This window comes from Lentzea sp. NEAU-D7 (assembly GCF_026242055.1).
In the GTDB taxonomy this organism is placed as follows: domain Bacteria; phylum Actinomycetota; class Actinomycetes; order Mycobacteriales; family Pseudonocardiaceae; genus Lentzea.
Map to the genome: position 1 here is coordinate 170,001 of NZ_JAPJDL010000015.1, position 22,335 is coordinate 192,335.

26 protein-coding genes are annotated in these 22,335 nt (G+C 71.7%); 15 read left to right on the forward strand and 11 right to left on the reverse strand.

The features are described 5' to 3' along the window. Positions 1 to 3: 3 nt before the first annotated feature. Entirely contained in the window at positions 4 to 1,209 is a 1,206-nt protein-coding gene (locus ORI60_RS28095; RefSeq protein WP_266041004.1) for an FAD-dependent monooxygenase, read from the reverse strand. A gap of 56 nt (positions 1,210 to 1,265) precedes the next feature. Between ORI60_RS28095 and ORI60_RS28100 the strand changes: the two genes are divergently transcribed. Further along, a complete protein-coding gene (locus ORI60_RS28100) occupies positions 1,266 to 1,733 on the forward strand; it encodes a MarR family winged helix-turn-helix transcriptional regulator (RefSeq protein WP_266041005.1) in 468 nt (155 codons plus the stop codon). On the opposite strand, the gene ORI60_RS28105 is transcribed toward ORI60_RS28100, so the two are convergent. Continuing rightward, positions 1,722 to 2,732: a DUF2399 domain-containing protein gene (locus ORI60_RS28105; RefSeq protein WP_266041064.1), complete on the reverse strand. Its 1,011-nt coding sequence runs from the start codon at positions 2,730 to 2,732 to the stop codon at positions 1,722 to 1,724. The genes ORI60_RS28100 and ORI60_RS28105 overlap by 12 nt on opposite strands. A gap of 63 nt (positions 2,733 to 2,795) precedes the next feature. Between ORI60_RS28105 and ORI60_RS28110 the strand changes: the two genes are divergently transcribed. Beyond that, positions 2,796 to 3,152 (forward strand): hypothetical protein, encoded by a 357-nt coding sequence (locus ORI60_RS28110; protein ID WP_266041006.1) that lies wholly within the window; start codon positions 2,796 to 2,798, stop codon positions 3,150 to 3,152. Positions 3,153 to 3,167: 15 nt separating this feature from the next. After that, complete coding sequence (locus ORI60_RS28115; protein WP_266041007.1) at positions 3,168 to 3,629, forward strand: SitI3 family protein; 462 nt, start codon at positions 3,168 to 3,170, stop codon at positions 3,627 to 3,629. Positions 3,630 to 3,634: 5 nt separating this feature from the next. Here ORI60_RS28115 and ORI60_RS28120 read toward each other — a convergent pair whose 3' ends face one another. Genes ORI60_RS28120 through ORI60_RS28130 form a run of 3 tightly spaced genes read right to left on the reverse strand, consistent with a single transcriptional unit; the run spans position 3,635 to position 10,325 of the window. After that, complete coding sequence (locus ORI60_RS28120) at positions 3,635 to 7,663, reverse strand: TIGR02680 family protein (protein WP_266041008.1); 4,029 nt, start codon at positions 7,661 to 7,663, stop codon at positions 3,635 to 3,637. Then, positions 7,660 to 8,856 (reverse strand): TIGR02678 family protein, encoded by a 1,197-nt coding sequence (locus tag ORI60_RS28125; protein WP_266041009.1) that lies wholly within the window; start codon positions 8,854 to 8,856, stop codon positions 7,660 to 7,662. The genes ORI60_RS28120 and ORI60_RS28125 overlap by 4 nt, the downstream gene beginning before the upstream one ends. Then, positions 8,853 to 10,325 carry a DUF2397 domain-containing protein gene (locus tag ORI60_RS28130; protein WP_266041010.1) on the reverse strand — a complete coding sequence of 491 codons (1,473 nt, stop codon included), beginning with the start codon at positions 10,323 to 10,325 and terminating at the stop codon, positions 8,853 to 8,855. The genes ORI60_RS28125 and ORI60_RS28130 overlap by 4 nt, the downstream gene beginning before the upstream one ends. A 72-nt stretch (positions 10,326 to 10,397) precedes the next feature. On the opposite strand from ORI60_RS28130, the gene ORI60_RS28135 reads away from it, so the two are divergent. Further along, complete coding sequence (locus ORI60_RS28135; protein WP_266041011.1) at positions 10,398 to 11,330, forward strand: cobalamin biosynthesis protein; 933 nt, start codon at positions 10,398 to 10,400, stop codon at positions 11,328 to 11,330. On the opposite strand, the gene ORI60_RS28140 is transcribed toward ORI60_RS28135, so the two are convergent. The 4 genes from ORI60_RS28140 to ORI60_RS28155 are packed head-to-tail and all read right to left on the reverse strand — an operon-like array spanning position 11,238 to position 13,777. Beyond that, on the reverse strand, positions 11,238 to 12,056 hold the full coding sequence (locus ORI60_RS28140; RefSeq protein WP_266041012.1) for an SURF1 family protein: 819 nt from the start codon (positions 12,054 to 12,056) through the stop codon (positions 11,238 to 11,240). The genes ORI60_RS28135 and ORI60_RS28140 overlap by 93 nt on opposite strands. Positions 12,057 to 12,060: 4 nt before the next feature. Then, positions 12,061 to 12,609 carry a DUF1349 domain-containing protein gene (locus ORI60_RS28145; protein ID WP_266041013.1) on the reverse strand — a complete coding sequence of 183 codons (549 nt, stop codon included), beginning with the start codon at positions 12,607 to 12,609 and terminating at the stop codon, positions 12,061 to 12,063. Between the two features lie 5 nt (positions 12,610 to 12,614). Beyond that, the gene (locus ORI60_RS28150; RefSeq protein ID WP_266041014.1) at positions 12,615 to 13,346 is read right to left on the reverse strand and encodes a fructosamine kinase family protein; all 732 of its coding nucleotides are present in this window, start codon (positions 13,344 to 13,346) and stop codon (positions 12,615 to 12,617) included. Next, positions 13,325 to 13,777, reverse strand: a complete 453-nt coding sequence (locus ORI60_RS28155; protein ID WP_323055954.1) for a low molecular weight protein-tyrosine-phosphatase — start codon at positions 13,775 to 13,777, stop codon at positions 13,325 to 13,327. Before ORI60_RS28155 ends, ORI60_RS28150 begins: the two co-directional genes overlap by 22 nt. An 84-nt stretch (positions 13,778 to 13,861) precedes the next feature. Here ORI60_RS28155 and ORI60_RS28160 point away from each other — a divergent pair, with 84 nt between their 5' ends. The 5 genes from ORI60_RS28160 to ORI60_RS28180 all read left to right on the forward strand — a co-directional run bounded on the left by ORI60_RS28160 (position 13,862) and on the right by ORI60_RS28180 (position 17,115). Beyond that, entirely contained in the window at positions 13,862 to 14,068 is a 207-nt protein-coding gene (locus ORI60_RS28160) for a hypothetical protein (RefSeq protein WP_030472678.1), read from the forward strand. A 36-nt stretch (positions 14,069 to 14,104) separates the two neighbouring features. Then, entirely contained in the window at positions 14,105 to 15,100 is a 996-nt protein-coding gene (cobC, locus tag ORI60_RS28165) for an Rv2231c family pyridoxal phosphate-dependent protein CobC (RefSeq protein ID WP_266041015.1), read from the forward strand. Beyond that, entirely contained in the window at positions 15,097 to 15,921 is an 825-nt protein-coding gene (locus ORI60_RS28170; RefSeq protein WP_266041016.1) for a Nif3-like dinuclear metal center hexameric protein, read from the forward strand. Before cobC ends, ORI60_RS28170 begins: the two co-directional genes overlap by 4 nt. Continuing rightward, a complete protein-coding gene (locus ORI60_RS28175) occupies positions 15,918 to 16,655 on the forward strand; it encodes a zinc ribbon domain-containing protein (protein WP_266041017.1) in 738 nt (245 codons plus the stop codon). Before ORI60_RS28170 ends, ORI60_RS28175 begins: the two co-directional genes overlap by 4 nt. 85 nt (positions 16,656 to 16,740) lie before the next feature. Continuing rightward, positions 16,741 to 17,115, forward strand: coding sequence for a hypothetical protein (locus tag ORI60_RS28180; protein WP_266041018.1), 375 nt, complete (start codon positions 16,741 to 16,743; stop codon positions 17,113 to 17,115). A 27-nt stretch (positions 17,116 to 17,142) separates the two neighbouring features. Here the strand turns inward: ORI60_RS28180 and ORI60_RS28185 are convergent, their stop codons facing one another. After that, complete coding sequence (locus tag ORI60_RS28185) at positions 17,143 to 17,742, reverse strand: hypothetical protein (RefSeq protein ID WP_266041019.1); 600 nt, start codon at positions 17,740 to 17,742, stop codon at positions 17,143 to 17,145. Positions 17,743 to 17,793: 51 nt separating this feature from the next. Here ORI60_RS28185 and ORI60_RS28190 point away from each other — a divergent pair, with 51 nt between their 5' ends. Next, positions 17,794 to 18,348 (forward strand): TetR/AcrR family transcriptional regulator, encoded by a 555-nt coding sequence (locus tag ORI60_RS28190; protein WP_266041066.1) that lies wholly within the window; start codon positions 17,794 to 17,796, stop codon positions 18,346 to 18,348. Positions 18,349 to 18,496: 148 nt separating this feature from the next. Here ORI60_RS28190 and ORI60_RS28195 read toward each other — a convergent pair whose 3' ends face one another. Further along, the gene (locus ORI60_RS28195) at positions 18,497 to 19,336 is read right to left on the reverse strand and encodes an aminoglycoside phosphotransferase family protein (protein ID WP_266041020.1); all 840 of its coding nucleotides are present in this window, start codon (positions 19,334 to 19,336) and stop codon (positions 18,497 to 18,499) included. On the opposite strand from ORI60_RS28195, the gene ORI60_RS28200 reads away from it, so the two are divergent. The 5 genes from ORI60_RS28200 (at position 19,335) to ORI60_RS28220 (ending at position 22,290) form a co-directional block, all read left to right on the forward strand. Next, complete coding sequence (locus tag ORI60_RS28200) at positions 19,335 to 19,571, forward strand: hypothetical protein (RefSeq protein WP_266041021.1); 237 nt, start codon at positions 19,335 to 19,337, stop codon at positions 19,569 to 19,571. The genes ORI60_RS28195 and ORI60_RS28200 overlap by 2 nt on opposite strands. Before the next feature lie 110 nt (positions 19,572 to 19,681). Next, positions 19,682 to 19,870: a hypothetical protein gene (locus tag ORI60_RS28205; RefSeq protein WP_266041022.1), complete on the forward strand. Its 189-nt coding sequence runs from the start codon at positions 19,682 to 19,684 to the stop codon at positions 19,868 to 19,870. A gap of 187 nt (positions 19,871 to 20,057) precedes the next feature. Further along, entirely contained in the window at positions 20,058 to 20,420 is a 363-nt protein-coding gene (locus ORI60_RS28210) for a cupin domain-containing protein (RefSeq protein ID WP_258947529.1), read from the forward strand. 65 nt (positions 20,421 to 20,485) lie between these two features. Then, a complete protein-coding gene (locus ORI60_RS28215; RefSeq protein WP_266041023.1) occupies positions 20,486 to 21,622 on the forward strand; it encodes a sensor histidine kinase in 1,137 nt (378 codons plus the stop codon). After that, positions 21,619 to 22,290 (forward strand): response regulator, encoded by a 672-nt coding sequence (locus tag ORI60_RS28220; RefSeq protein ID WP_266041024.1) that lies wholly within the window; start codon positions 21,619 to 21,621, stop codon positions 22,288 to 22,290. The genes ORI60_RS28215 and ORI60_RS28220 overlap by 4 nt, the downstream gene beginning before the upstream one ends. Positions 22,291 to 22,335: the final 45 nt, after the last annotated feature.

The following is a 22,335-nucleotide window of genomic DNA, read 5'->3' on the forward strand; positions in this document are numbered from 1 at the left end:
TCCTCACCGCGGTCCGATCCAGGACAGGTGGCCGTCCGGGCGGACGGTGGCCTCCACGCCGTCCAGCACGGTGGTGGTGCCCTTGCCGGACGACAGGTCGAGGCCCGGCAGGAACGTGCCGGCCAGCGGGTGGTCGCAGCCGGTCTCGTAGCGGATGTCGGTGCCCTGGACCATCGCCGAGATCCGGGCCTTGACCTCGGGGAGGTCGAGCAGGTCGCTGAAGAGCGCGTGCAGCTCGCGTGACCGCGGGTCGGGCCGGGTCAGCGCCACCTGGGCCAGGGTGTTGCGCAGGACCCGGTCTCCCACGGGATGCCGTTCGGCGGTGTAGGTGTCGAGGAGGGCGGAGTCGCCCGTGGCGAGCTTCCAGCCCAGGTTGAAGGCGTCCTGCAGGCCGAGGTTGAGGCCCTGGCCGCCGAACGGCGAGTGGACGTGCGCGGCGTCGCCCGCCAGCAGGACGTCGCCCCGGCGGTAGGTGGTGACCTGGCGGGTGTTGTCGGTCCAGGTGGTGGCGGTGTGGACGCGGGTGATCCGGACGTCGCGGCCGCTCACCCGGCGCAGCGCGGCCTCCAGGTTCTCGCGGGTGACCTCGCGGGTCGCCGGCGGGCCGTCGTACTCGATGAGCATGATCCGCCCCTGGAGCGGACCGGACGCGTGCACGCCCGCCGGGGTGCGGTGCCAGCCGTTCGGCAGGTCGCCGTCGACGTCGGCGATCGCCTGGTAGCCGGTGAGGGTGGGGCCGGTACCGGGGAAGTCGAAGCCCGCGAGCCCGCGGACGGTGCTGCGGCCGCCGTCGCAGCCGACGACGTACTCCGAGCCCAGGTCCAGGCCGGTCACCTCGACACCGCGGCGGATCTCCACGCCCAGATCGCGGGCGCGGGCCTCGAGGATGCGCTCCAGTGCCTGCTGCGACAGCATCACGAGCGGCAGACCGTCCAGTTTGAACAGTCCGGCGAAGTGTCCTGTCGAGCCGCGGCTGTTCCACGCGAGCCGGGTCGCCTCCTCCTCGCTCGCGGCGTCGACGGCGGGAGCGAAGCCCCGCATGGCGAGCATCTCGTAGGTGCGGCCGCTGATCATCTGCGCCTTGATGGTGTCCGCCCGGGTCGTCAGTCGTTCCAGCACGGTGGTGCGGACGCCGTGCAGGGCCAGCTCGCACGCCAGCAGGAGGCCCACCGGACCGGCGCCGACGACGGTGACGTCTGAAGTTTTCATGCTCAACATTTGAGCGTGAAAACGTCTCGTCGTCAAACCTGTTTTAGGATGGGACGGTGACGGAGCCGATCTACTCGTGGCTGTACGTGCAGCAGGGCGTGGACGCCGTGAAGGCCGCGATGGGGCGGCGCATGGAGGCCGAAGCGGGCTGCTCGCTGCTCGAACACGTGGCGCTCTACCAGCTGCACCACAACGGCGGGCGGCTGCAGATGTCCGAGCTCGTCGACCTGCTCGACGTCAGCCCGTCCGGGGTCACGCGGCTGATCGAGCGGCTGGTCAAGCGCGGCTGGGTCGTCCGGGAGCAGCCCGCGGACAACCGGCGGCTGGTCATCGCCGTGCTCACGCCCGAGGGCGAGGAGGCGTGCGTGGGGACGACGGCACAGGTGTACCGGGCGTCGCTGGCCGAGGAGTTCACCGGCCTGCTGAGCGAACGCGACCTCGCCGACCTGCGCCGGATCGGGCGCAAGCTGATGGAGGGGCACGACCGCTGGGACGTGAAGAGGTTCGCGCCCTCAGAGGAGTGACGGCAGCAGGTGCTCCTCGGTGACCACCAGGCCCGTCGTGGCCATGGTCTCCGCGAGGTCGGGGTCCCAGCTCGCGGTCTCCGGGCGGCTGTTCAGCGTCGGCAGCTCCACGCCGCGCGCGATCGACGTGGCCACGGCCTCGCGGTAGTCGGCCGCCGACATCCGCCACGGCGTTCCCCCGGTCCAGGCGAGGACCTCGTTCACCGTGCGGATGCCGTCGGGCGTGAAGTCGTTGTGGCACAGGACGGTCTTGCCGTCGAGGTGGTGCTTCGCCTGCGGGGTGAGGCCGTCCGGCAGGACCATCAACGGGCCCGGCACACCGGACTCGAGCAGGCGCGGGCTGCGGACGACCGTGATCTCCGGGACGTCGAGGGTGTCGTTGAGCGTCAGATAGCCCCGCGAGGTGAGGACCGGACCGCTGTAGGCGTCGGGCAGGACACCGGAGCGTTCGAAGTCGGTCCCGGCCAGCCGCAGGGCCTTGCCGACGACGCGCGCCAGCGGGCGGCCGTCGTCCAGGTCGTTGCCCGCCAGGGCGAACCGCGTGGTCCAGCGGCGCGGTTCGGGGCTGAGCTGCGCGAGGATCGCCGCGGCCTGGTTCGCGATCATCGGCAACGCGGGCTGCGGGATCTTGCCGTACCGGCGGACGTGCTCGATCCACTCCGCGGCCCAGGGCGCGTGGAGCAGCCCGTGCTCGCGCAACGCGAACCTCAGCACGGCGTCCGCGGTCGACGACTCCTGCTCCGTCGACATGCCCAACGGCTTGCCGTGCACGGACTCCAGCACCTCGGGCAACGAGCTGCCGTGCGCGCGGATGTGTTCGTCCAGGCGCGCCAGCGAGATCTGCCGGCGCGCCGGGTGCGCGATCGGCTTGCGCAGCAGCTCACCCAGGACGGTGGCGGTGCTCGCGTCCTCGACGCGGAAGCTGAACGCCGACCGGCCACCGCCTTCCGCCGTCTCGCGGGCGAGGCGCCAGAACTCGGCGAGCTCGGGCTGGTCCATGTTCACGGCACCAGCCTAGTTTCCTGATTCACCGTGCGCCGATGCCGGTTGTCGGTACCGTGCGTGACGGGGAGGACGCGGGCGCTGCAGCGTGAGAACGAGTCGGCCACCACGCTCGCCCAGGCCGGGTACAAGGTGGAGCAGAACCCGTCCGTACCGGGTGACAAGAACCCCGACTACCGCATCGAGGGCCGGGTCTTCGACAACGTCGCCCCGAACACCGACAGGCCGCGCAACGTCGCCGACCGGATCCTGAAGAAGGTCGAGGCGGAGCAGACCGAACGGGTCGTGGTCAACCTGGCCGACAGCAACGTCAGTGCCGACGCACTGCGCGCCCAGTTGCGCGACTGGCCGATCGAAGGGCGGAAGGAAGCCATCGTGATCGACAAGAATGGCAACGTGCTCCACATCTACCCGTAGGCGAGGAAAGACCAGATGGCCCTCTCGTACAGCCTCGACATCGCGACCACGCTGCCCGCGGACCAGGTCGCGCGCCGGCTACCCGTGTTGCCGGGCGATCCGGAGGTCACGCTGGGCCAGCTCCTCGAGGGCGTGGCCGTCGCGGAGGGCACGTGGGTCCGGGTCGGCCCGGCCAAGCCCCGCCCGTGGAGCGTCGTCGAGTCCGACCTCGGGTTCGCACCGACGGTCTGGGTCGTGTTCCGGCTGTCCAAGGAGAACGACATCACCCGGCAGCTCGACGCCGTGGTCCGGCGGACGGTCGAGGTGCTCGACCAGGTTCCCGGCGACGCGGTGCTGCACTTCGACTACGAGGTCGTGTGGCTGGTTCGCCGCGGCGGCGAGCTGAGCCTGAACGACCGCGACGACATCTGGACGCCGGCGCGGCTCGCCTCGGTGGGGCAGCGCCCCCACCGCCGCGGCACCCCCTCGTTCAGCTAGCCCTTCTAGGGGTCGACCCGGTCCAGGCCCGCGCCGTCCCACGTGGTCTGCGTGCACGCGACGCCCCGGCCGTTCTTGGGGCGCAGCACGTCGAAGATGTGCATGCGCGGGATCTTGTCCGACACGCCCCAGCCGCTCGGCCAGGTGATCACCCAGTCCATGTCGAGGTCGACCAGCAGGCCCAGCATCCGCGCGATGGTCGGGTCGTCGAGACGTTCGAAGGCCTCGTCGAGCAGCACCAGGCGCAGCGGGTCGAACTCGTCGCTGACCGCGTCGTAGAAGCTCGCCGCGGCCGCGAACAGCGTCACGTACGAGATCAGGCGGGTCTCGCCGGACGAGAGCTGCCTGAGCCGCCGCTCACGCGGGTTGCCGTCCGGGCCGGTGTCGGCGACGGTCACGGTGAACTGGTGCCACGTGCGGTAGTCGAGGGCGCGCGACAGGATCTCGGCGTAGCCGCCGGAGTGCGCGTCCCGCTCGTTCTCGATGCGTTCGGTGAAGACGCGGCGCAGCGTGGCGTCCTGTTCGGGCGTGCGCTCGCCGAACGGCAGCCGCACCAGCGCAAGCGCTTGCCGCGTCGAGTCGTCGAGGGCGCCCGACGACTTCCAGGCCAGCTTGACGTGCACGCCCTGGCTGGACCGGGCCTGGCCGAGCACCTCGTTCATGCGCTTGGTCAGGGCCTCGGCGACGGTGATCTGGCCGCGCAGCCACTCGGCCAGGTCGCGGATCAGGTAGTCGGCGAAGATGCCCTGGTACCGCTCGTCGAGGAACCCGCGCTGCTCGGCCAGCTTCGCGGTGACCTGGCGGGCGGCGACGGCGACGGGCTTCGCGCCCTCCTCGCCGGTCACGGTGACGGTGAGCAGACCGGCGTGCTGTTCGGCGGCGATGTCGTGGCTGCCGGCCAACGAGGTCTGCAACGCCTGCAGCTTCGCGATCACGGTGGCCTCGGTGCCGCCGCGCCGGTCCGGGGTCTCGGCGATGGCCTGGCGCACCAGGGCTTCCTCGGGTGCCTCGGGGAAGGCGGCGGCCAGCAGGCCGGGGGCGCGGACGGTCGCCCGGAAGTTCCCCGCGGCCCGCTCGAGCGCCTCGGAGGCGTCGGCGACCTGCGCGGAGTTGTTCTCCAGCAACGCTTCCAGTTTCGCGGCCTGCTCGCGCGCGGTCGTGATGCCCTCGCGCACGCCCTTGAGGTCCGCGCGCATCTTCTTGCGCGACTTCTCCAGCTGCGTGAGCTGCTCGCTGATCTCCTTGGCCTCGCCGCCGACCGCGTCGGTCAGCTCGGCCAGCGTTCCGGCCTGGGCCGCGTGGTCCACGCAGCGGGCGTCGGCGTCGGCCTCCGCGGTCTGCCGGTCGGCGACGGCCTCGTGGTAGCGGTGCGAGGCGTCGGTGAGGTCGGAGATCGTGCCCTGGCAACGCCTCTTCACCGCGTCACCGAGCAGGTCGGCGGTCCGCTGGGCCTCCGAGGCCGCGGCCTGGGCCTGGCGCAGCGCCTCGGTGTCGGACGACAGGTCGGCGTCGCCCGCCTGCCGGGTCAGCTCGGCGCGCGCGGCCTCGAGCCGGGAGTTGGCGTTCTCCAGGGCGTCCCGCAGCTCGAACGTGCGCTGCTGGGCCCGCGCGGCCGACTCCTCGGCGGCCTGGACGCGGCTGTGCTTCGCGATCAGCTCGCCGTCGCCGGGGAACGCCGCGAGGTGCGCCTCCCAGGTGGCGACGTGCTCGTGGGCGCGGGCCAGTTCGTCCTCGGCGGTGCCGAGCCGGGCGCGCAGGTCGGCGAGCTCTTCTTCCAGGGCGGCGATGCGGCGGCCGCGGGCGGCTTCCCGCGCGCCCGCGCCGATGAACTCGGCCTCGGGCTTGGTCCAGCGGCCGGTCAGCACGCCCGTGCGCCAGTCGCCGGTGGTGGTCATGTCGTCCAGCGACACCGCCGTGAGCAGGTCGGCGACGAAGGACTCCGGCACCGGCGAGCCCTCGACGGCCGGGACGAGGTAGTCGGCCAGGGAACGGCCGTCGACGGCGGGCCTCGGGACGGCCAGGACGTCGCTCAGGTCGGCGTCGGCCGTGGTCACCCAGGCGTCCAGCAACCCGCTCGCCTGCAACGCGGCCTCGAGCCCTGCCCGTTCGTCGTCGGTCAGCGCCGGCACGAAGTCGACCAGCCGGTAGAAGGGCGCACCGGCCGCGGGGTCGCGGTCCGCCGACGTGTACTGGCCCGGCACCGGCATCCGCTCGTCGCCCGAACGCAGGCCGACGAGCTCCTCGTCGAGCGTGTCGAGCCGCGCCCGCAGTTCGGCGCGCTGCTGGGTGAACGCGTGCGCGGCGTCGCGAGCCGCCTGCACGAGCGGCGCCGCCCAGTCGCGGGCGGTCGTGCTCAGCGTCCTCGCGACGGCCGGATCGGCGGTCTGCGGAAGCTGAAGGGCCTCGGCAGGACGTTCGTCGAGCAGCGGGCCGCTCGACGTCCACACCTCGACCTGCTCCAGCCAGGCCTGCACGACCTCGGCCAGCTCCTGCACCTCCTGGTTGCGCAACGAGGTCGATTCGGTCGCGCCGAGCTGGGCGTCGCGGGCCTTCTGCCGCAACGACTCCACCTCGCGCTGCTGCGCGTCCAGGGCCAGCGCCTGCTCGTGCAGCGCCAGGGCGAGCGCACCCCGTTGGCGCGCCAGGGAAGCGATGCCCGACGTCTGGTCGATCACCGACGTCAGCGCGGCCAGCACGTCCTCGGTCGCGGCGGCCGGGGGCACGCGGCGTTCGATCGGCAGCGGTCCGGCCTCGGGGTCCGGCTTGGCCCGCACCGAGGCCGTGGTCGCGGTGGCCTCGGCCGCCGGGACCTGCGGCACGTCCGGCGCGAGATCGGGGTCCATGCCCGCGAGGCGCAGGTTCTCGCGCAACGGCTCGCTCAGCGCGTCGGCTGCCTGGAGGTCCTCGGCGAGGCGGCGCAGCAGGCGCAGCACGTTGTCGACGGCCGCCTCCTCCTGGGCGCGCTGGCGATGGGCCGTCTCCAGGGCGGCGACGGCGGAGGAACGCTTCTCCGCCACCAGGTTCTCGCGCGTCTTGAGGTCCTGCAGGTCGCGGAACGCCGGGAGCTCCTTCAGCGCCGCGATGGTCTCCTCGGCCTGCTGCTCGCCGGTCTCCATGTCGGCCAGCGCCTGCTCGGCCGCCGCGCGCTCCATCCGCGTGAGGTCGAGCTCCTGCGTGAGCTTCGACTGCTCGCGCTTCAGCTTCGCCACCGACTTCTCGGCGGCCTCCAGCCGTTCGGCCGCGGACCGCAGCCCGCCGAACGCGTAGTCGCTGTAGGTCTTGAGGAACGTGCCGAGCGCACTGTCCGCCGAGGACAGTCGCACGATGTTCTCGCGGATCGACTCCAGGTCGTCGAACGACGTCGCGAGCTGCTCGACCATCGCCTGGTCCAGCGGTGGCAGGGCGTCGCTCAGGATCTGTTCGAGCTGGCCCTCCAGCACCTTCAGGCCGACGTCGGGGTTGCGCAGCGTCCGCTGCAGGTGCAGCAGGTCGCCGTAGCGCGCGGCCGGCACGCCGTAGACGGTCTCGGCGATCTTCGCGCGGAACGCCGGCTCCTCGAACATGCAGTCCGCGCCGATGAGGTCCCGCAGCTGCGCCGGGCCGTGCGGAACGCGTTCCGGGCCCGCGAGCTGCAGCTCCGTGCCGACGCGCAGCGGCGTGACGAAGCGCCACGAGTCCGTGATCGCCTGCGAGGTCTTGGACGCCTTCACACCCAGGCCGCACGTCAGGTACTCGTTGCCCGAGTGGTCAGCCGCCTCGCGGACCAGCTCGACCCAGGTGTAGCCGATGCGGTTCGGGCCGCCGTCGTAGTCGTCCAGCATGAGGCGCCGCAGGCTGACCGTGTCGAAGCCCTTGGAACCGACCTGGCGCAGGTCGCCGTCCAGGCACAGCGGGAGCAGCAGCTCCAGCGTGCGGGACTTGCCGGAACCGTTGGTGCCCTGGAAGATCGCGCGGCCACCGGAGAAGTCGAACGTCTGCTCGGTGTACTGCCAGATGTTGACCACGCCGCCGCGGTGCAGCCGCCATCTGCTCATGAAACGTTCTCCTCGTCGAACAGGGACCAGCTCGGTACTTCGGGCACCACGACGGGTTCCGGTTGTTGTTCTCGTTCCGGGTCGCCGTCGGGGGACGGCAGCCAGCGGTGCGCGGCCGCGCTGATCGACCACGAGCCGTCGTCGGTCCGCACCGCCAGTCCCATGCGGCGCAGCAGTTCCGTCACCTCGGCGACCAGCCGGTCGAGGTCGTCGGTGAACTGCTTCGACCACGCCGCGGGGTAGTCCTCGACCAGACCGGCGCAGACCTCGCGGAGGCGTTCGGCGGTGACGACGTGCCGTGCGGGCGCGTCCTCCGCGTCGCTGTCGAGCAGCTCGGGCAGGGCCAGCAGCGTGATCCGCGCGACGGTCGAGACGCCGGGGAACGACAGGTCGGTCAGGAAGTCCTCGGGGTCGGCGGCGAGCACGCCCTCGACCCGGCACTCGGTGTGCAGGCCGAAAGCCTGCTCCAGCAACGCGGTCTCCTTGCGCTGGTTGCGCCGCAGCCACTCCGCCTGCTCGGCGGGCAGGTCCGCGTAGAGCACCAGCGGCGTCTCGACCAGCCTGCGCCGCACCGCGTGCTCGACGCCGCGCGGACCGGGGCGCGCCGCCAGTTCGACTAGGTGGGCCGGGCTCTGGGCCTCGCCCACCGGGCCCGTCACGAGCTGGCCCAGCAGGTCGGTGTCGATCGTGATCAACGCCTCCTGGGGCAGCGCGTCCTGGGCGACCGACCCCTCGGTCTCGTGCAGCACGCCGAGGGAGACGAGGTGGCGCAGGGCCGCGGTGAGCGCGCGCCGTTCCGTGACGTCGTCCGGTGCGTCGATGCCCGCTTCGGCCGCGGCGGACCGGATGTCGGCGACCAGGCGGGACAGCAACGTCTGCCGGCCGATGCCGGTGAGCACGGCCAGCGTCAGCGCCAGGTAGGCGTAACCGCGCGGGGACATGCTGAGCACGCCGCGCGTGTCGTCGTGGCCGGGGCCGGACTTGTACAGGCGCGCGAACCGGCGTTCCACGACGAGCCGGTAGCCGAGCAGCCCCGCGAACAGGTCCTGGAGGGTCGCGCGGTGCCGGTAGACGAGGCTGAGCAGTTCGCCGTCCGGGCCGTCCGTGCGCAGCAAGGGCCTGCGCAGCAACGTCCGCGCGCACCGCACCACGTTGGCGGCGTCGATGTCGGAGAGGTTGTCCAAGTGGTTCATCGCTTGAGTGCCACCGTCGCGTCGTGCAGCGTGAGCGTCCCGGCGGCCGACCGGATCTTGGTCGTCGTGCCGCGGGCGATCTCCAGTTCGAGGCCGCGCACGGGGTCGCTGGCCGAGCCGCTGTCGTTCGGGGAGTCGCGCTGGGCCATCGCGAGCGTCAGCAGCTCGCAGAAGACCTCCAGCGCGCCGTGCGTGAGCGTGGTGTTCTCCAGGTTCCCGGCGGCCTTGGTGAGCTCCGCGACGTGCCTCGCGCGGATCTCGTCCGCCTCACGCGCCTCCGCCAGCAGCGACTGCTCGGTCATGGGGTCGTCGAGGATCCGCGACGGCCTGCCGCGCCCGCCCCGGTCGCCTCGGGTCCGGACGCTCACGGTGACGTCGCAGACGGGGCCGTCGCGCCACGGCGTCCGCTCGTTGTCCGAGTCGTGCTCGGGCGCGGGGGAGAGGTGGCGGGCGCTGTGGAGACCGAACGCGGAGGCGTAGATCTCGTGGGCCTCCTCCCTGGTCGCGTTGTCGAACCAGCTCGCGAGCTTGAGCAGTTCGGCGCGGCGCCCCGGGAGGAGCCCGCCGCCGGACGTCGCGCGCTTCACGCTGGCCAGCAGGCTGCCGATGGCACGCGCCGTGGCCTCGCGCAGGGCCGTGACCTGGCTCGGGCGGCCCGGGCGGTCGACGAACCAGTCCGTCAGCTCCTGCCAGTCCTCCGCCGTGCGGCCGCGGGCGCGTTCGACGTTGAGGCCGAGGTCGGTGCCGAGCAGCCGCAGGAGCTCGGTGCGGGCCTTCGTGAGGCCGGCCAGCGCCTCCGCGATCGGGGGCGTGTACTTCAGGACGTCCTCGACGACCCGCTGGATGTACTCGACCAGCAGGTTGCGGAAGCCCGCGATCTCGTCGGGCGCCAGGTGGTTGCGCGTGACGACCTGGCCGAGGTAGGCGTAGAAGTCGCGGACCGTCGCGGCGAGCTCGGCGTGCTGCAGGAACAGCGTCGTGACGCGTTCGGCCAGCAGCTCCCTGGTCCTGTCGCCCTCGTTGAGCAGGGCGACGGACAGCGATCCGCCCAGCTCGTTGAGGCCGCGTTCGATCGCGGGCAGCAGCTCGCGGGAGACCTCGCGGGCGCCCTCGGGGACCCGCAGCAGCTCGTCGACGTCGCGCTGGACGCGGACGGCCAGCTTGGAGACCTGGTAGCGCACGCTGCCGTGCTGGAACTCGGCGATGCTGGCCGCGACGACCTCACGCCGGCCCTGGACCAGGTTGCCCCACTCGACGAGCTGCTTGAGGCGGTTGATGACGTTCTCGATGCGGCTCTCGCCCTGCTCGACGCGGCCCTCGCGCTCCAGCCCCGCCAGCGCCCCCGCGACCTCGCCCGCGCTCAGATCCGCCAGCAGCGTGGAGGTGAAGAGCCGCATGATCGCCAGGTACGTGCGCTGATGATCGCGCGCGTCCAGATAGGCGTACAGCTTCAGCCGCTTGTGCTCCACGACCGGCCACCCTAATGCGCGCGCTCGTCCGACGCGGCGCTACCGTGCCTTCGACGAGCTGGGGAGGATGCCGTGGGCGCGGGTCGCGCGTTGGGGTTGTTGCTGGGCGTGGCCGCGGACGCGGTGTTCGGCGATCCACGCCGATTTCACCCGGTAGCGGCATTCGGGTCGTCCGCCGCGGCCCTCGAGAAGCGGCTGTACGCCGACTCGCGGGCAGCCGGCGCCGTCTACTCCGCCGTGCTGGTCGGCGGCACCGCGGCCCTGGGCGTGGTGGTGGAACGGGCCTCCCGCAGGCACTGGCTGCTGCAGACGGCGACCACGGCGCTGGCGACCTGGACGGTGCTCGGCGGCAACTCGCTGGCCACCGAGGGCACCTCGATGGGCCGGGAGCTGGCCGACGGAGACCTCGACGCGGCCCGGACGCGGCTGCCGAGCCTGTGCGGCCGCGACGCGAGCCGGCTCGACACGACGGGCCTGGCGCGCGCGACCGTGGAGTCCGTGGCCGAGAACACCTCGGACGCCGTCGTGGCACCGCTGTTCTGGGGAGCGGTGGCCGGTGTGCCCGGCCTGCTGGGCTACCGCGCCGCCAACACACTGGACGCGATGGTCGGCCACAAGTCCCCCCGCCACCTGCGGTTCGGCTGGGCCTCGGCCCGCCTGGACGATCTGCTGAACCTGGTGCCGTCACGCCTCGCGGCCCTGCTGACGGTCGGCGGCGCACCGGTCGTCGGCGGCTCGGCCTCGCAGGCGCTGGAGACCTGGCGCCGTGACGCGGCAGCGCACCCGTCGCCCAACGCGGGCCAGGTGGAGGCGGCCTTCGCGGGCGCCCTGGAGATCAGGCTGGGCGGCCGCACCGTCTACTCGCACGGCGTGGAGGAGCGCCCGGTGCTCGGCCACGGCCGCAACCCGGACTCAGGGCACGTGACGCGTGCCGTGGAGCTGTCCCGGGTCGTGGGCTTCGGCGCCGGCTTCGTCAGCGCCGTCATCGCCCTCTTCCGCAAGTAGCTCGGCGATCGACTTTTTCTTTTTCCTGCCCTCGTAGAGCACACCGCCCGGCCGCGCCTCGCGGATCGTGAAGTACAGCCACCCGCCGACCGCCATCACGCCGAACGCGATCCACTGCAGTGCGTAGGAGAAGAACGGCCCGGACTCGAGCCGGGGCAGCGGCAGCGTGTACAGCGCGCCGGGCTGCTTCTCGACCAGCTGGTAGTAGCCGGGCTCGATGCCGGGGCCGACCGCGTTGTTGTTGATCGAGTAGATCTGCCTGCGGCCGTCCTGCTCGAACGCGGGCTGGTCGTTCGACTCGTTGGGCCTGGCGAGCGCGATGAGCGTGACCTCGCCGGTGGGAGGCGCCGCGAAGTCGGGCGGTTTGATGCCGTTGACCGGCCGCACGAACCCGCGGTCGATCAGGACCTTGTGGCCCGTGGTGGTCTCGAACGGCGTGATGACCTCGAACGCCGCCTCGCCCTGGACCGTGCGCAGCCGCGCCAGCGCTTCCAGCTCCGGCAGGTAGCGGCCCTTGATCTCGACCTTCTGCCACTCGTCGTGCTGCGCGCCGAACGGGGCGGGGTCGCTCTTCAGCGACTTGGTGATGGCGGAGTTCTGCTCCTGGCGTTCGTCGTTGCGGCCGAACTGCCACGGCGACAGGAGGTAGATGCAGGCACCCGCGAACACCCAGACGGCCAGGGTCAGCGCCAGCCAGCCCGGCTTGAGGAGGAACTTGAACCGCACGTCCTCACGGTAGTTGCGTGAGCTGGACCTCGTGGAACTGGGTCACGAACCCCTCGCCCTCCGGGCTCGCCGCCATGATCCCCGCCCTGACCTCCGCGCCGGGCGGGAAGTACGCCTTGCGCAGCAGGTTCACCGGTTCCCGCCCGTCGGTCCCGTACCGCACCCAGACCGCGTCACCCCTGCGTTCGGCACTGACGGTGAACCGCTCGAACGGCTCTGCGAGCGCCAGGTTCCAGTCCGAGAAACCCCGCGTCACGACCGTGCTGGCCTGCAGCTTCCCGTCGAACACCTCGACCCCGGCCTTGATCCAGTTCTCGCCGTCGGCCAGCAGCCCGACACCTGCGTGGTCGTACTGCGCCGCGTACTCGCCGCTGAAGGTCGCGGTGAGGGTGAAGTCGCCGGTGAGGCTCATGCCGTAGAGGTGGCCGTTGTCGCGGACCACGCCGTTGCCGGTGAGGCGCCAGAAGTCGCTGCCCGGGTCGGCGTGCACGGTCAGCGGGGTGGCCGACCACTTCCGCGGCTCGTTGAGCCAAGTCCAGCCGGTGAGGTCCATGAACGTCATCCTCGCAAAGCGGCTCGTGCCGCGGCCACCGCCTGCGACCGGTATCCGCCGCCGAACAGCACGGCGTGCACGAGCAGCGGGAACAGCTGGTGCAACGGCACGCGTGCCTGCCAGCCGTCGGCCAGCGGCGCGACCTCCTGGTAGGCGCCGAGCACGTGGTCGAGGAACGGGCAGCCGAAGAGCTGGAGCATCGCGAGATCGCTCTCCCGATGGCCACCGTGAGCCGCGGGGTCGATGAGCCACGCCTGGCCGTCGGCGCCCCACAGCACGTTGCCGCTCCACAGGTCGCCGTGCAGCCGTGCGGGAGGTTCCGGCGGACCGGCGAGCTCGCCGATCCGCGAGCACACCTCGCCGACGTCGACGCCCGCCTGTCGCGCATACGGATCGATCCGCTGTGACGCGAACCACTCCGGCCACTCCGGGGCGGGTTCGTTGATCATCTCGGCCAGGCCGATCGTCGCCTCGCTCGGGCCGCCGGGAGGCGGGGAGCCGAACGCCGGGGCTCCCGCGAGGTGCAGGGCGGCCAGACGGCGCCCGAAGGTCACGGCCGCCTGAAGATCCGGCTCACCGGTGGGGATCTCGTCGATCACCAGCGTGCCCGCGGAAGCGCTGTGCACCGCGGGGACCGGCGGGCCGCCGTCGACGCGCAGCCACCGCAGGCCGGCCGCCTCGGCGGCGGTGGCCCGGGGTGACTGGTGCTTGGTCCTCAGAGCCGCTCGCGGACCCACGAGACCAGCCCCGGCATCGCCGCCTCGACCATCACCAGCACCTCGGTGAACCCGGCGTCGTCGCCGTAGTACGGATCGGGCACGTCCACGCCGTCGGCGTCCGGGTCGAACGAACGGAGCAGCCGCACGCGATCGGGATCGACCATCCGGCGCAACGCGCGGGCGTGACCGGAGTCGAGCGCGACCAGCAGATCCGCGTCCAGGTGTTCGGCACCGACCTGCGCGGCCACGTGGTCGACGGGATATCCGTTGTCCGCCAACGTCTTCAACGAGCGCGGGTCGGCCGGGTCGCCGACGTGCCACCCGCCGGTGCCCGCACTGGACACCCGGACCTCCGAGGACAATCCTTCCCGGGACAGCCACTCGCGGAACACGAGCGCTGCCACGGGGGACCGGCAGATGTTGCCGGTGCAGACGAACGAGACGTGCATGTCGCGCAGCCTATGTGGTGCCGCCGCACGGTAACGCTCAACCGTTGTCGCAAGATGTACGGACAAACGACATGGAGGCCGCCCATGCAGACAGGTACCGACGTGCCCCCGCAACGGGAGATCATCGGGTGCACCGACGCCCTCGGGCGCCGTCGTGCGTTCGAGGTGTACCTCAACGAGAAGGGTCGCGTCTGCTTCCGCACCCCGCCCGGTGAGTCCGCGCAGCTCGACGCGTTCCAGCTGGACGAGCTGATCAGCCACCTCACCGAGCTCCGCCGCTACATGCAGTGACGCGCCGGTCTGAGCCGGTCGCCTAGAATTCCGGCGATGACCAGCCCAGATCTGCGCCACCACGGTGACGTCGACGCCGCACCGGGCCTCGCCGACTTCGCCGTCAACGTGCGGGTGCCGCACCCGCCCGATTGGCTGCGCGCCCGGCTGGCCGCGGCGCTCGGCGACCTCGGGCGTTACCCCTCGAAACTCGCCGAAGAACGCGCTCGTGAGGCCGTCGCACGCCGGCACGGGCGCTCTCCGGACGAGGTTCTGCTGCTCAACGGTGCCGCAGAGGGCTTCGCGCTGCTGCCGAAGCTCGCGCCGCGCCGTGCCGCGATCGTCCACCCCGGGTTCACCGAACCCGAGGTGGCGTTTCGCGATGCCGGAATTCCGGTCGACCACGTGCTGCTCGACGGAGACTTCCGCCTTCGCGACGTGACTTCGGACGCCGACCTCATCGTCATCGGCAACCCCACGAACCCGACGTCCGTGCTGCACGACGCCGCCGCGCTCAAGGCGTTGCCCGGCCGGGTGGTCGTCGACGAGGCGTTCATGGACGCCGTCCCCGGCGAGCCCGAGTCGCTCGCGCACGACCCGGACGTGCTGGTGCTGCGCAGCCTGACCAAGACCTGGGGTCTCGCGGGGCTGCGCGCCGGCTACCTCCTCGGCGACCCGGAGACCCTCGCCAGGCTCGCGCACGGCCGTCCGCACTGGCCTGTGGGCAGCCTCACGCTGGAAGCGATCACGGCGTGCTGCGAACCGGAGGCGCTCGACCAGTCCGCGCGGTTCGCGCTGGAGGCCGAGCAGTACGCGGCGCACGCGGTGGAGCAGCTCCAAGACTTGGTCGTCGTTGCGCCGAAGGGGCCGTTCCTGCTGATCAGGGCGCCCAGAGGTGCCCGTCGGGCGTTGCGGGACAAGGGGATCGCGGTGCGCCGCTGCGACACGTTCCCAGGGCTCGACGACACCTACCTGCGCGTGGCGATCCGGCCGCCGGAGGAGTTCGCGGTGTTCGTGGACGCGTTGCGCGTCGTGATGGAGGAACTGGCGTGAAGCTCGCCGACGTGATCGCGGTCCTGGAGTCCGCGTATCCGCCGAAGACCGCCGAGAAGTGGGACGCGGTCGGCCTGGTCTGCGGTGATCCGCGGGACGAGGTCACCAGGGTCCTCGTCTGCGTCGACCCGACGTCGTCCACTGTGGACGATGCGGTCGAACGGGGCGCGCAGCTCGTGCTCGCGCACCACCCGCTGCTCCTCAAGGGCGTCAACGGTGTTCCGGCCGACGACCCCAAGGGGGCGTTGGTGCACAGGCTGATCCGCAACGGCGCAGCCCTGTACTGCGCGCACACCAACGCCGATTCGGCGTTGCCGGGTGTCTCGGACGCGCTCGCGAAGGCCATCGGGCTCACCGTCACCGGTCCGCTCGAACCAGCAGAGCCCGACGGCACGGGCCTCGGCCGCATCGGGCAGCTCGCGGAACCCGAGCCGCTCAGGGCGTTCGCCCAGCGCGTGGCCGACGCGCTGCCCGCCACCGTGCAGGGCGTGCGTGCCGCGGGAGATCCGGAAGGCCTGGTCAGGCGGGTCGCGGTGTGCGGCGGCGCGGGTGACAGCTTCCTGGACGCGGTCAAGCGAGCAGGCGTCGACGCCTACGTGACGGCCGACCTCAGGCACCACCCGGCGAGCGAGCACATCGAGTCCGGCGGGCCCGCGTTGGTCGACGTGGCGCACTGGGCCAGCGAGTGGCCGTGGTGCGAGCAGGCGGCGGAGATCCTGCGGGCGGCCTTCGGCGGTAGGGTCGACGTACTCGTCTCCACCCGCCGGACCGACCCGTGGACCGTCGGTGCGACGAGCACAGCAGTAGGAGGACTTGCGTGAAAGCCGATCCCGCAGTGCAGCGAAGGCTGCTCGACCTGGCCGCGGTCGACGCCGAACTGGCGCGTGTCACCCACCGCCGCCGCACGCTGCCCGAGATCGCGGAGATCGCGGAGGCCGAGCAGCAGGTGCGCGCCAAGCAGGACGCGCTGGTGGCCGTCGAGACGACGCTCACCGACCTCGACCGCGACGTGAAGCGCCAAGAGACCGAGATCGACCAGGTGCGCGCCCGCGGCGAGCGCGACCGCAAGCTGTTGCAGTCGGGTTCGGTCGGCGCCAAGCAGCTCACCGACCTCGAGCACGAGCTGGCCACCATCCAGCGCCGGCAGGGCATCCTCGAGGACGACCTGCTGGAGCTGATGGAACGCCGCGAGGCCGTCGACGCCGACGCCTCCTTCGCCCGCGTGGAACTGGACAAGGCCCGCGCGACCCTGAAGGACGCGGCCGCCCGCCGCGACGAGGCCCTCGCCGACCTGGAGGCGACCGAGACCCGCCGCACCGCCGACCGTTCGACGATGGCCAAGGGCTTCCCGGACGACCTGCTGAAGGCCTACGACCGCCAGCGCGAGCAGCGCGGCATCGGCGCGGCCCTGATCCAGTCCCGCCGCTGCGGCGCGTGCCGGATCGAGCTGGACCGCAGTGCCGTGTCGAAGCTGAAGGAAGCGGCGGCGGACGAGGTCGTGCGCTGCGAGGAGTGCGGCGCGATCCTGGTGCGGACCTCGGAGTCCGGCCTGTAGCTCGCGAGCACGGAAGAAGGGGCTGCCCAGGCGGGCAGCCCCTTTCTCAGTTCAGCGCGGTGCTCTTCTTCCCTCGAGGAGGACGATGACGAACGAAGTGGCTCGTGACGAGGACTGGTCGTATTCCGTCGATGAGGACGGAATGGTCGTCCCGTCAGGACCTCCGGGCACGACGGAGAACGCGCGCCTGGGGCTCGAAACGCTCTTCATCCCGGTCGGCAACCTGGGCACTGCGGAAGACTTCCTTCTCCAGTGGCGTGCGATGCGTGCCGAGCACGGGTCGGACTACGCGCTCGGCACGCCGAGCGGCAGGGTGGAGCGGGTCGATGACGATTGGGTGGAAGTCCAAGACCTGTACGGGCAGTTCCAGAACTTCAGGATGAGAGCAACGGAGTTCGAGCGAGCCCTGGTGTGCCTGGTCGAATTCATGAAGACCCCTGAGTTCGAGGAATCGCGGTAAGTCGTCGCGACCCCGGCGTTGCGCGACTCAGCTCGTGCTACGCAGCCGCAACGCCGACACCAGGAAGAAGACGCCACCGATCGCCGCGTACCCGGCGAGGTTGCTCAACGTCGCCCCCTCCGCCCCGGCCTGCAGGACGAACGACGTGCCGGCGAGCGTGGAGATACCGCCGCTGAGAATCATCGGCCACTGCCCGCCAAGGCTCCGCCGCACCAGCCCGACCGCGAGCTGGGCCACCCCGGACACCACGGCCCAGGCACCCCACACCGTCAGAACAGCCGGGATTCCGGACGTGACGGCGAACGCCAGCCCGGCCGCCGCCAGCGTGCTGACGGCGATGTTGGCGTAGAGCGCGACAGAGGCTCCGCCGCGCGAGGTCCGGCTGTCGACGACCACCGCGGCCACGTCGAACAGCGGGTAGAGCACCAGCAACGTGCCGCTGACCGGCCCGATCTCCGTCGCGGTGAGGAACAGCAGCACGGCCCACACGACCGCGAACCCGAAGCGGACGAGGTAGAGCGTGCGGAGGGCCGGGGCGAGACCCGCGGGTGCGTCGATGGTCACGAGGTGTCCTTGAAGTAGGGAGAACGTTCTTTCTACTTCGACACTCGCAGCCCGCTCGCACATCTGTCAAGACCGAACGTTCTCTCTGTTAGCGTCGGAAGGGTGACCCGCACCGTGTCCGACGCCAGGAACCGCCTGCTGGGAACGGCCAGCCGGCTGTTCTACTCGGAGGGACTGCACTCCGTCGGAGTCGACCGCATCCTCGCCGAGGCGAAGGTGACCCGCGCGACGATGTACCGACACTTCGCCGGCAAGGAGGACCTCGTCCTCGCCTACCTGGCCGAGGCCGACAGGGCGACCCGCCACAACGTCGAGGCGGGCGTGGCAGCGGCCAAGGACGACGCGGACGCCGTGCGTTCCGTCGCGAGGGGGATCTCGGCGCACATCCGCCAAGAGGAGTTCCGCGGCTGCGCCTTCCTCAACGCCGCCGCGGAGTACGCAGACCCCGAACATCCGGTGCACCAGGCAGTTCTGGCGCACCGCCAGTGGTTCCTCGACACCGTCACGGCCCTGCTCGCCCGCGTCGGCGACGCTCCCGCGGAGCGCGACGGCAGGCACTTCGTGATGCTGCGCGACGGCGCGATGGCGGCAGGCTGCCTCTCGGACCCCGGCCCGATCGGCGACACCCTCCTCGAAGCGGTGGAAGGCATCCTCCGGGCGCGCGGCTGAACCGCCATGAACGACTTCTGACGCCGAAGTCGGGGCGGGATGCGGGAGAGGTGGCTGAGCTGCTGGCGGCGCGGGGGACCTGTTGGTCCGGGAATCCGACGAACGCCTTCTCGTCTGCTCGTAGCCTCGAGTGCACCAGCCCTTGGCGTCAGCGGCTCATCGGGACGTTGGCCTCCAGCCGGGGAACGATCGCGGACACGAAACCGTCCGGACTGGTCATCGGCCGCCCGTTCATGGTCGCGACCAGGTGCTCGACACCGAACAGCGCGTCCCAGGTGCGGGCCCGGCGGTAGACGTCGGCGGACACGGCGCGACGGACGTTGTCCCAGCCGTGCCAGGCCATCAGCGCCGCGTCGATCGCGGGGTCGGCGGGCATGGCCATGTCCCAGTCGAGGACGCCGAGCAGCTTTCCGTCCGCCGACCAGTGCACGTTCGAACCGCTGAGATCACCGTGCACCAGCGCGTCGGGCACGGGCTCCAGTTCCACTGCGGCGTCCAGCCGCCGCCGTCCCTCGTCCTGCCAGTGAGCGGGCAGGCGCGGGATGATCTCCTCCGCGATGATCGCCGACCACGACGGCCCTTGTTCGCGCCCGTCCAGCACCTCCAGCAGCGACCCGGTCAACGGCACCGAGCGCACGGCCGTCAGCACCTCGGCGATCTGCGCCGGATCGCCGGCATCCCTGGGCAGGGCGGTGCCGCCGACCCACGACACGGCGACGGCGGCCTGGTCGCCGAACGTCGTCACGGGTGTGAGCGGCTCCGGCACCTGGAACGGCAGCCCGGCGGAAGCCAGTTGCCGCAGCACCTCCACGCGGCGGGGCATCGACGCGGCGGCCAGTGGGCGCTTGCTGACGCGGACCGCGGCGACGCCCGGGATCAGCAGCACGCGGTGGATGTTGCCGTCGGGCGCGACGAAGGCGTCGTCCAGGCGTGTGCCGGGCAGCAGGGCGGACGCGATCTCCAGCAGGTCCGGGGCGGCCTTGATCATGTCCGGAACCTACAACCGATCGCCGAGGCGCACTCCTGGCCCCGCTGTGCCCGTCGAGGACGCGGAACCGGCGACCGCGGACGAGGTGCGGGTCTTCCCGGCGGCGAACGGCTGGACTGTCGTCCTCTGGCCGAGCTACTTCACAGAGGTGGCAGCCGCGGAACACATGAGCCGTGCCTTGTCCGTCCTGGCCAGCACGGTGCGCATCTACGACGGCGACTACTGGCCCCACTAGCTGCTGCGCGACGGCGTGACGCTCGACCGGTTCGCCTCGATGCCGGGCTACTTCACCGACGACGTGGACGAGGTCGCCGCCTCGCCGCCCGGTACGCAGGCCGGCCTGACGTGATCGCCGATGCCGCCGGGGTGAAGGCCTTCCCCGACGAGTTCGAGCTGGACTCGCCGTGGGTGTTCGTCGACTTCTGGCGCCGGTTCGGTCCGCACCACCCGGAGGACCTGTCGACGTGCGCGGCGCGGCTCCGCCTGGCTCCTGGATGGCTAGACAAGCTGCCGACCGACGATCCAGAGCTCTGAACCGACGGCGCGTCCTCGGTCGTCTGCTCACCGATTCCACGACCGCCCAGCGGGTGACCACCACGCGTGCCCGATACCTGACCGTCCGAGTTCAGGTATTTCGGCCCGCTGGTTCGGGCCGTCTGCGGCGAGCGCGGTCGCCGCAGGCGTGGTCCGCTGGCTGATCGGCGATTTCAGGAGGTTCGTCATGTCCGGTCTGCTGGTCAAGAGTTTCGACAAGCCCGAGGAGACCCGTCCCTTCGAGCAGAGCACGGGTCATCTCGACCTGATCAACTCCGAGGCCGGCGCCGTCGGCCGCGCGGTGTTCGAGCCTGGCTGGCACTGGGCCGAGCACGTGAAGCCCATCGCGGGCACCGACAGCTGCCAGGTGGCCCACAAGGGCTACGTCGTGTCCGGCCGGATGAAGATCGTCATGGACGACGGCGAGGAGGCCGAGATCGGCTCGGGTGACTTCATGATGGCCGCGCCCGGCCACGACGCGTGGACGGTCGGCGACGAACCCTGCGTCATCGTCGACTGGCAGGGCATGGACGACTACGCCAAGCGGTAACCGGGTGGCTCGATCTCGTACCTGGGACGGATCTGTCCTGGTACCGGCTCTCGTACGATGTGGACGTGTTCGCCCTTATGCGGTCGGTGTGGGATGAGCCCCGGCCGGTGCGCGCGGCGGCGCGGCTGTGGTGGGACTGGGTGCTGGTCGCCCTGCTCCCGCCGGTCGCGGTGATCGAGGTGGTGCTGCGGCCGGACCTGAGTGCACGGGCCGGCTCGCTGGTCCTCGCGGTGGGGCTGGTGCCGCTGTTGCTGTTGCGCCGGAGCCGGCCGCTGTTCGCCGTCGCCGTCGTGTTCGGCACGGCCGCGGTCGCCTCGCTGGTGTTCGGGGGCGAGCCCGAGCTCTCCGTGATGGTGTACATGGTGCTCTTCCCGTTCTCGCTGTTCCGGTGGGGTTCCGGGCGTGAGGCGGTGATCGGGCTGGCGATCATGCTCGGCAAGGTCGGGCTGTCGGCGGCGCTCGGCTACCTCGGCGCGGGGGAGGCGGTGGCCGGCAGCGCTGTCCTCGGGACGGCGTGCGCCCTCGGTGCCGCCGTGCGCTACCGGGGCCGGGCGCGGGCGCGGGAGCTCGACCAGGTCAAGCTGCTGGAACGGGAGCGGCTGGCACGCGACCTGCACGACACGGTGGCGCACCACGTGTCGGCGATGGCGATCCGGGCCCAGGCGGGGCTGGCGACGGCGGCGTCGCGGCCGGAGGCGGCGGTCGAGGCGCTCGCGCTGATCGAGTCGGAGGCGTCCCGGGCGCTCACCGAGATGCGCACGATGGTGCGGGCCCTGCGCCACGACGAGCCGGCCGACCTGGCGCCCAGCCCGGGCGTCGCCGACATCGAACGGCTCGCGAGCCCCGGCAGGCCGGGCCCCGAGGTCGACGTGCGGATCGACGGCGCCGTCGACGACCTCCCGAAGTCGGTGGGGACAGCGATCTACCGGCTCACCCAGGAATCGGTCACCAACGCCCGGCGGCACGCCCGGCACGCCACCCGCATCGAGGTGCGGGTCACCGTCAGCGACTCGTCCGTCCGCCTGCGGGTGAGCGACGACGGCGACACCGGCACCCTCCGCGGCAGCGCGCCGCAGGGACACGGGCTGATCGGCATGACGGAACGCGCGGGCCTGCTCGGCGGCAGTTGCGAGGCGGGCCCGAACCCCGGCCGCGGCTGGACCGTGACCGCCGTGCTGCCGCTCACCGGGTCGGCCGCATGAGCGTCCGGGTCATCGTCGCCGACGACCAGGAGATCGTCCGAACAGGACTCTCGATGATCCTCGACGCCCAGCCGGACGTCGAGGTCGTCGGCCAGGCACCGGACGGGACGCAGGCCGTGGAACTGGCCCGCAGGCTGCGGCCGGACGTGTGCCTCTTCGACATCCGCATGCCCGGGATCGACGGCATCGAGGCCACCCGCCTGCTCGCCGGGCCCGGCGTCCCCGACCCGCTCGCCGTCGTCGTGATCACCACGTTCGACCTCGACGAGTACGTCTACGCCGCCCTGCGCGCGGGCGCCAGAGGTTTCCTGCTCAAGGACGCCGGCACCGCCCTGCTCACCCAGGCCGTCCACGCCGCGGCCTCCGGCGACGCCCTGATCGCGCCCAGCGTCACCGCCCGGTTGATCGAGGCCTTCGCGGACACCGGGCCGGCAGGCCGCGCGGGACAGCCGATCGACCCGCTCACCGAACGGGAGGAGCAGGTCCTCGTCGCCGTCGCGGCCGGGCGCACCAACAGCGAGGTCGCCAAGGACCTCCACATCGCGCTCAGCACCGTGAAGAGCCACATCGCCAGCCTGATGGCCAAGATCGGTGCCAGGAACCGCGTCGAGATCGCGATCTGGGCCTACGAGACCAAGCGCGTCCGGAGCGGACCGCGGCGCCAGTAGCCGAAAGTACGACGAGCCGGTCGCACCATCGGCCAGGACGATCGC

Excerpts from the sequence above, each read along its gene's own strand:
- ORI60_RS28095 (WP_266041004.1), bottom strand. The coding sequence starts at position 1,209 with ATGAAAACTTCAGACGTCACCGTCGTCGGCGCCGGTCCGGTGGGCCTC.
- ORI60_RS28105 (WP_266041064.1), bottom strand. The coding sequence starts at position 2,732 with ATGGACCAGCCCGAGCTCGCCGAGTTCTGGCGCCTCGCCCGCGAGACG.
- ORI60_RS28115 (WP_266041007.1), top strand. The coding sequence starts at position 3,168 with ATGGCCCTCTCGTACAGCCTCGACATCGCGACCACGCTGCCCGCGGAC.
- ORI60_RS28120 (WP_266041008.1), bottom strand. The coding sequence starts at position 7,663 with ATGAGCAGATGGCGGCTGCACCGCGGCGGCGTGGTCAACATCTGGCAG.
- ORI60_RS28125 (WP_266041009.1), bottom strand. The coding sequence starts at position 8,856 with ATGAACCACTTGGACAACCTCTCCGACATCGACGCCGCCAACGTGGTG.
- ORI60_RS28145 (WP_266041013.1), bottom strand. The coding sequence starts at position 12,609 with ATGGACCTCACCGGCTGGACTTGGCTCAACGAGCCGCGGAAGTGGTCG.
- ORI60_RS28155 (WP_323055954.1), bottom strand. The coding sequence starts at position 13,777 with ATGCACGTCTCGTTCGTCTGCACCGGCAACATCTGCCGGTCCCCCGTG.
- ORI60_RS28160 (WP_030472678.1), top strand. The coding sequence starts at position 13,862 with ATGCAGACAGGTACCGACGTGCCCCCGCAACGGGAGATCATCGGGTGC.
- cobC (WP_266041015.1), top strand. The coding sequence starts at position 14,105 with ATGACCAGCCCAGATCTGCGCCACCACGGTGACGTCGACGCCGCACCG.
- ORI60_RS28180 (WP_266041018.1), top strand. The coding sequence starts at position 16,741 with ATGACGAACGAAGTGGCTCGTGACGAGGACTGGTCGTATTCCGTCGAT.
- ORI60_RS28185 (WP_266041019.1), bottom strand. The coding sequence starts at position 17,742 with ATGTGCGAGCGGGCTGCGAGTGTCGAAGTAGAAAGAACGTTCTCCCTA.
- ORI60_RS28200 (WP_266041021.1), top strand. The coding sequence starts at position 19,335 with ATGTCCGGAACCTACAACCGATCGCCGAGGCGCACTCCTGGCCCCGCT.
- ORI60_RS28195 (WP_266041020.1), bottom strand. The coding sequence starts at position 19,336 with ATGATCAAGGCCGCCCCGGACCTGCTGGAGATCGCGTCCGCCCTGCTG.
- ORI60_RS28210 (WP_258947529.1), top strand. The coding sequence starts at position 20,058 with ATGTCCGGTCTGCTGGTCAAGAGTTTCGACAAGCCCGAGGAGACCCGT.
- ORI60_RS28220 (WP_266041024.1), top strand. The coding sequence starts at position 21,619 with ATGAGCGTCCGGGTCATCGTCGCCGACGACCAGGAGATCGTCCGAACA.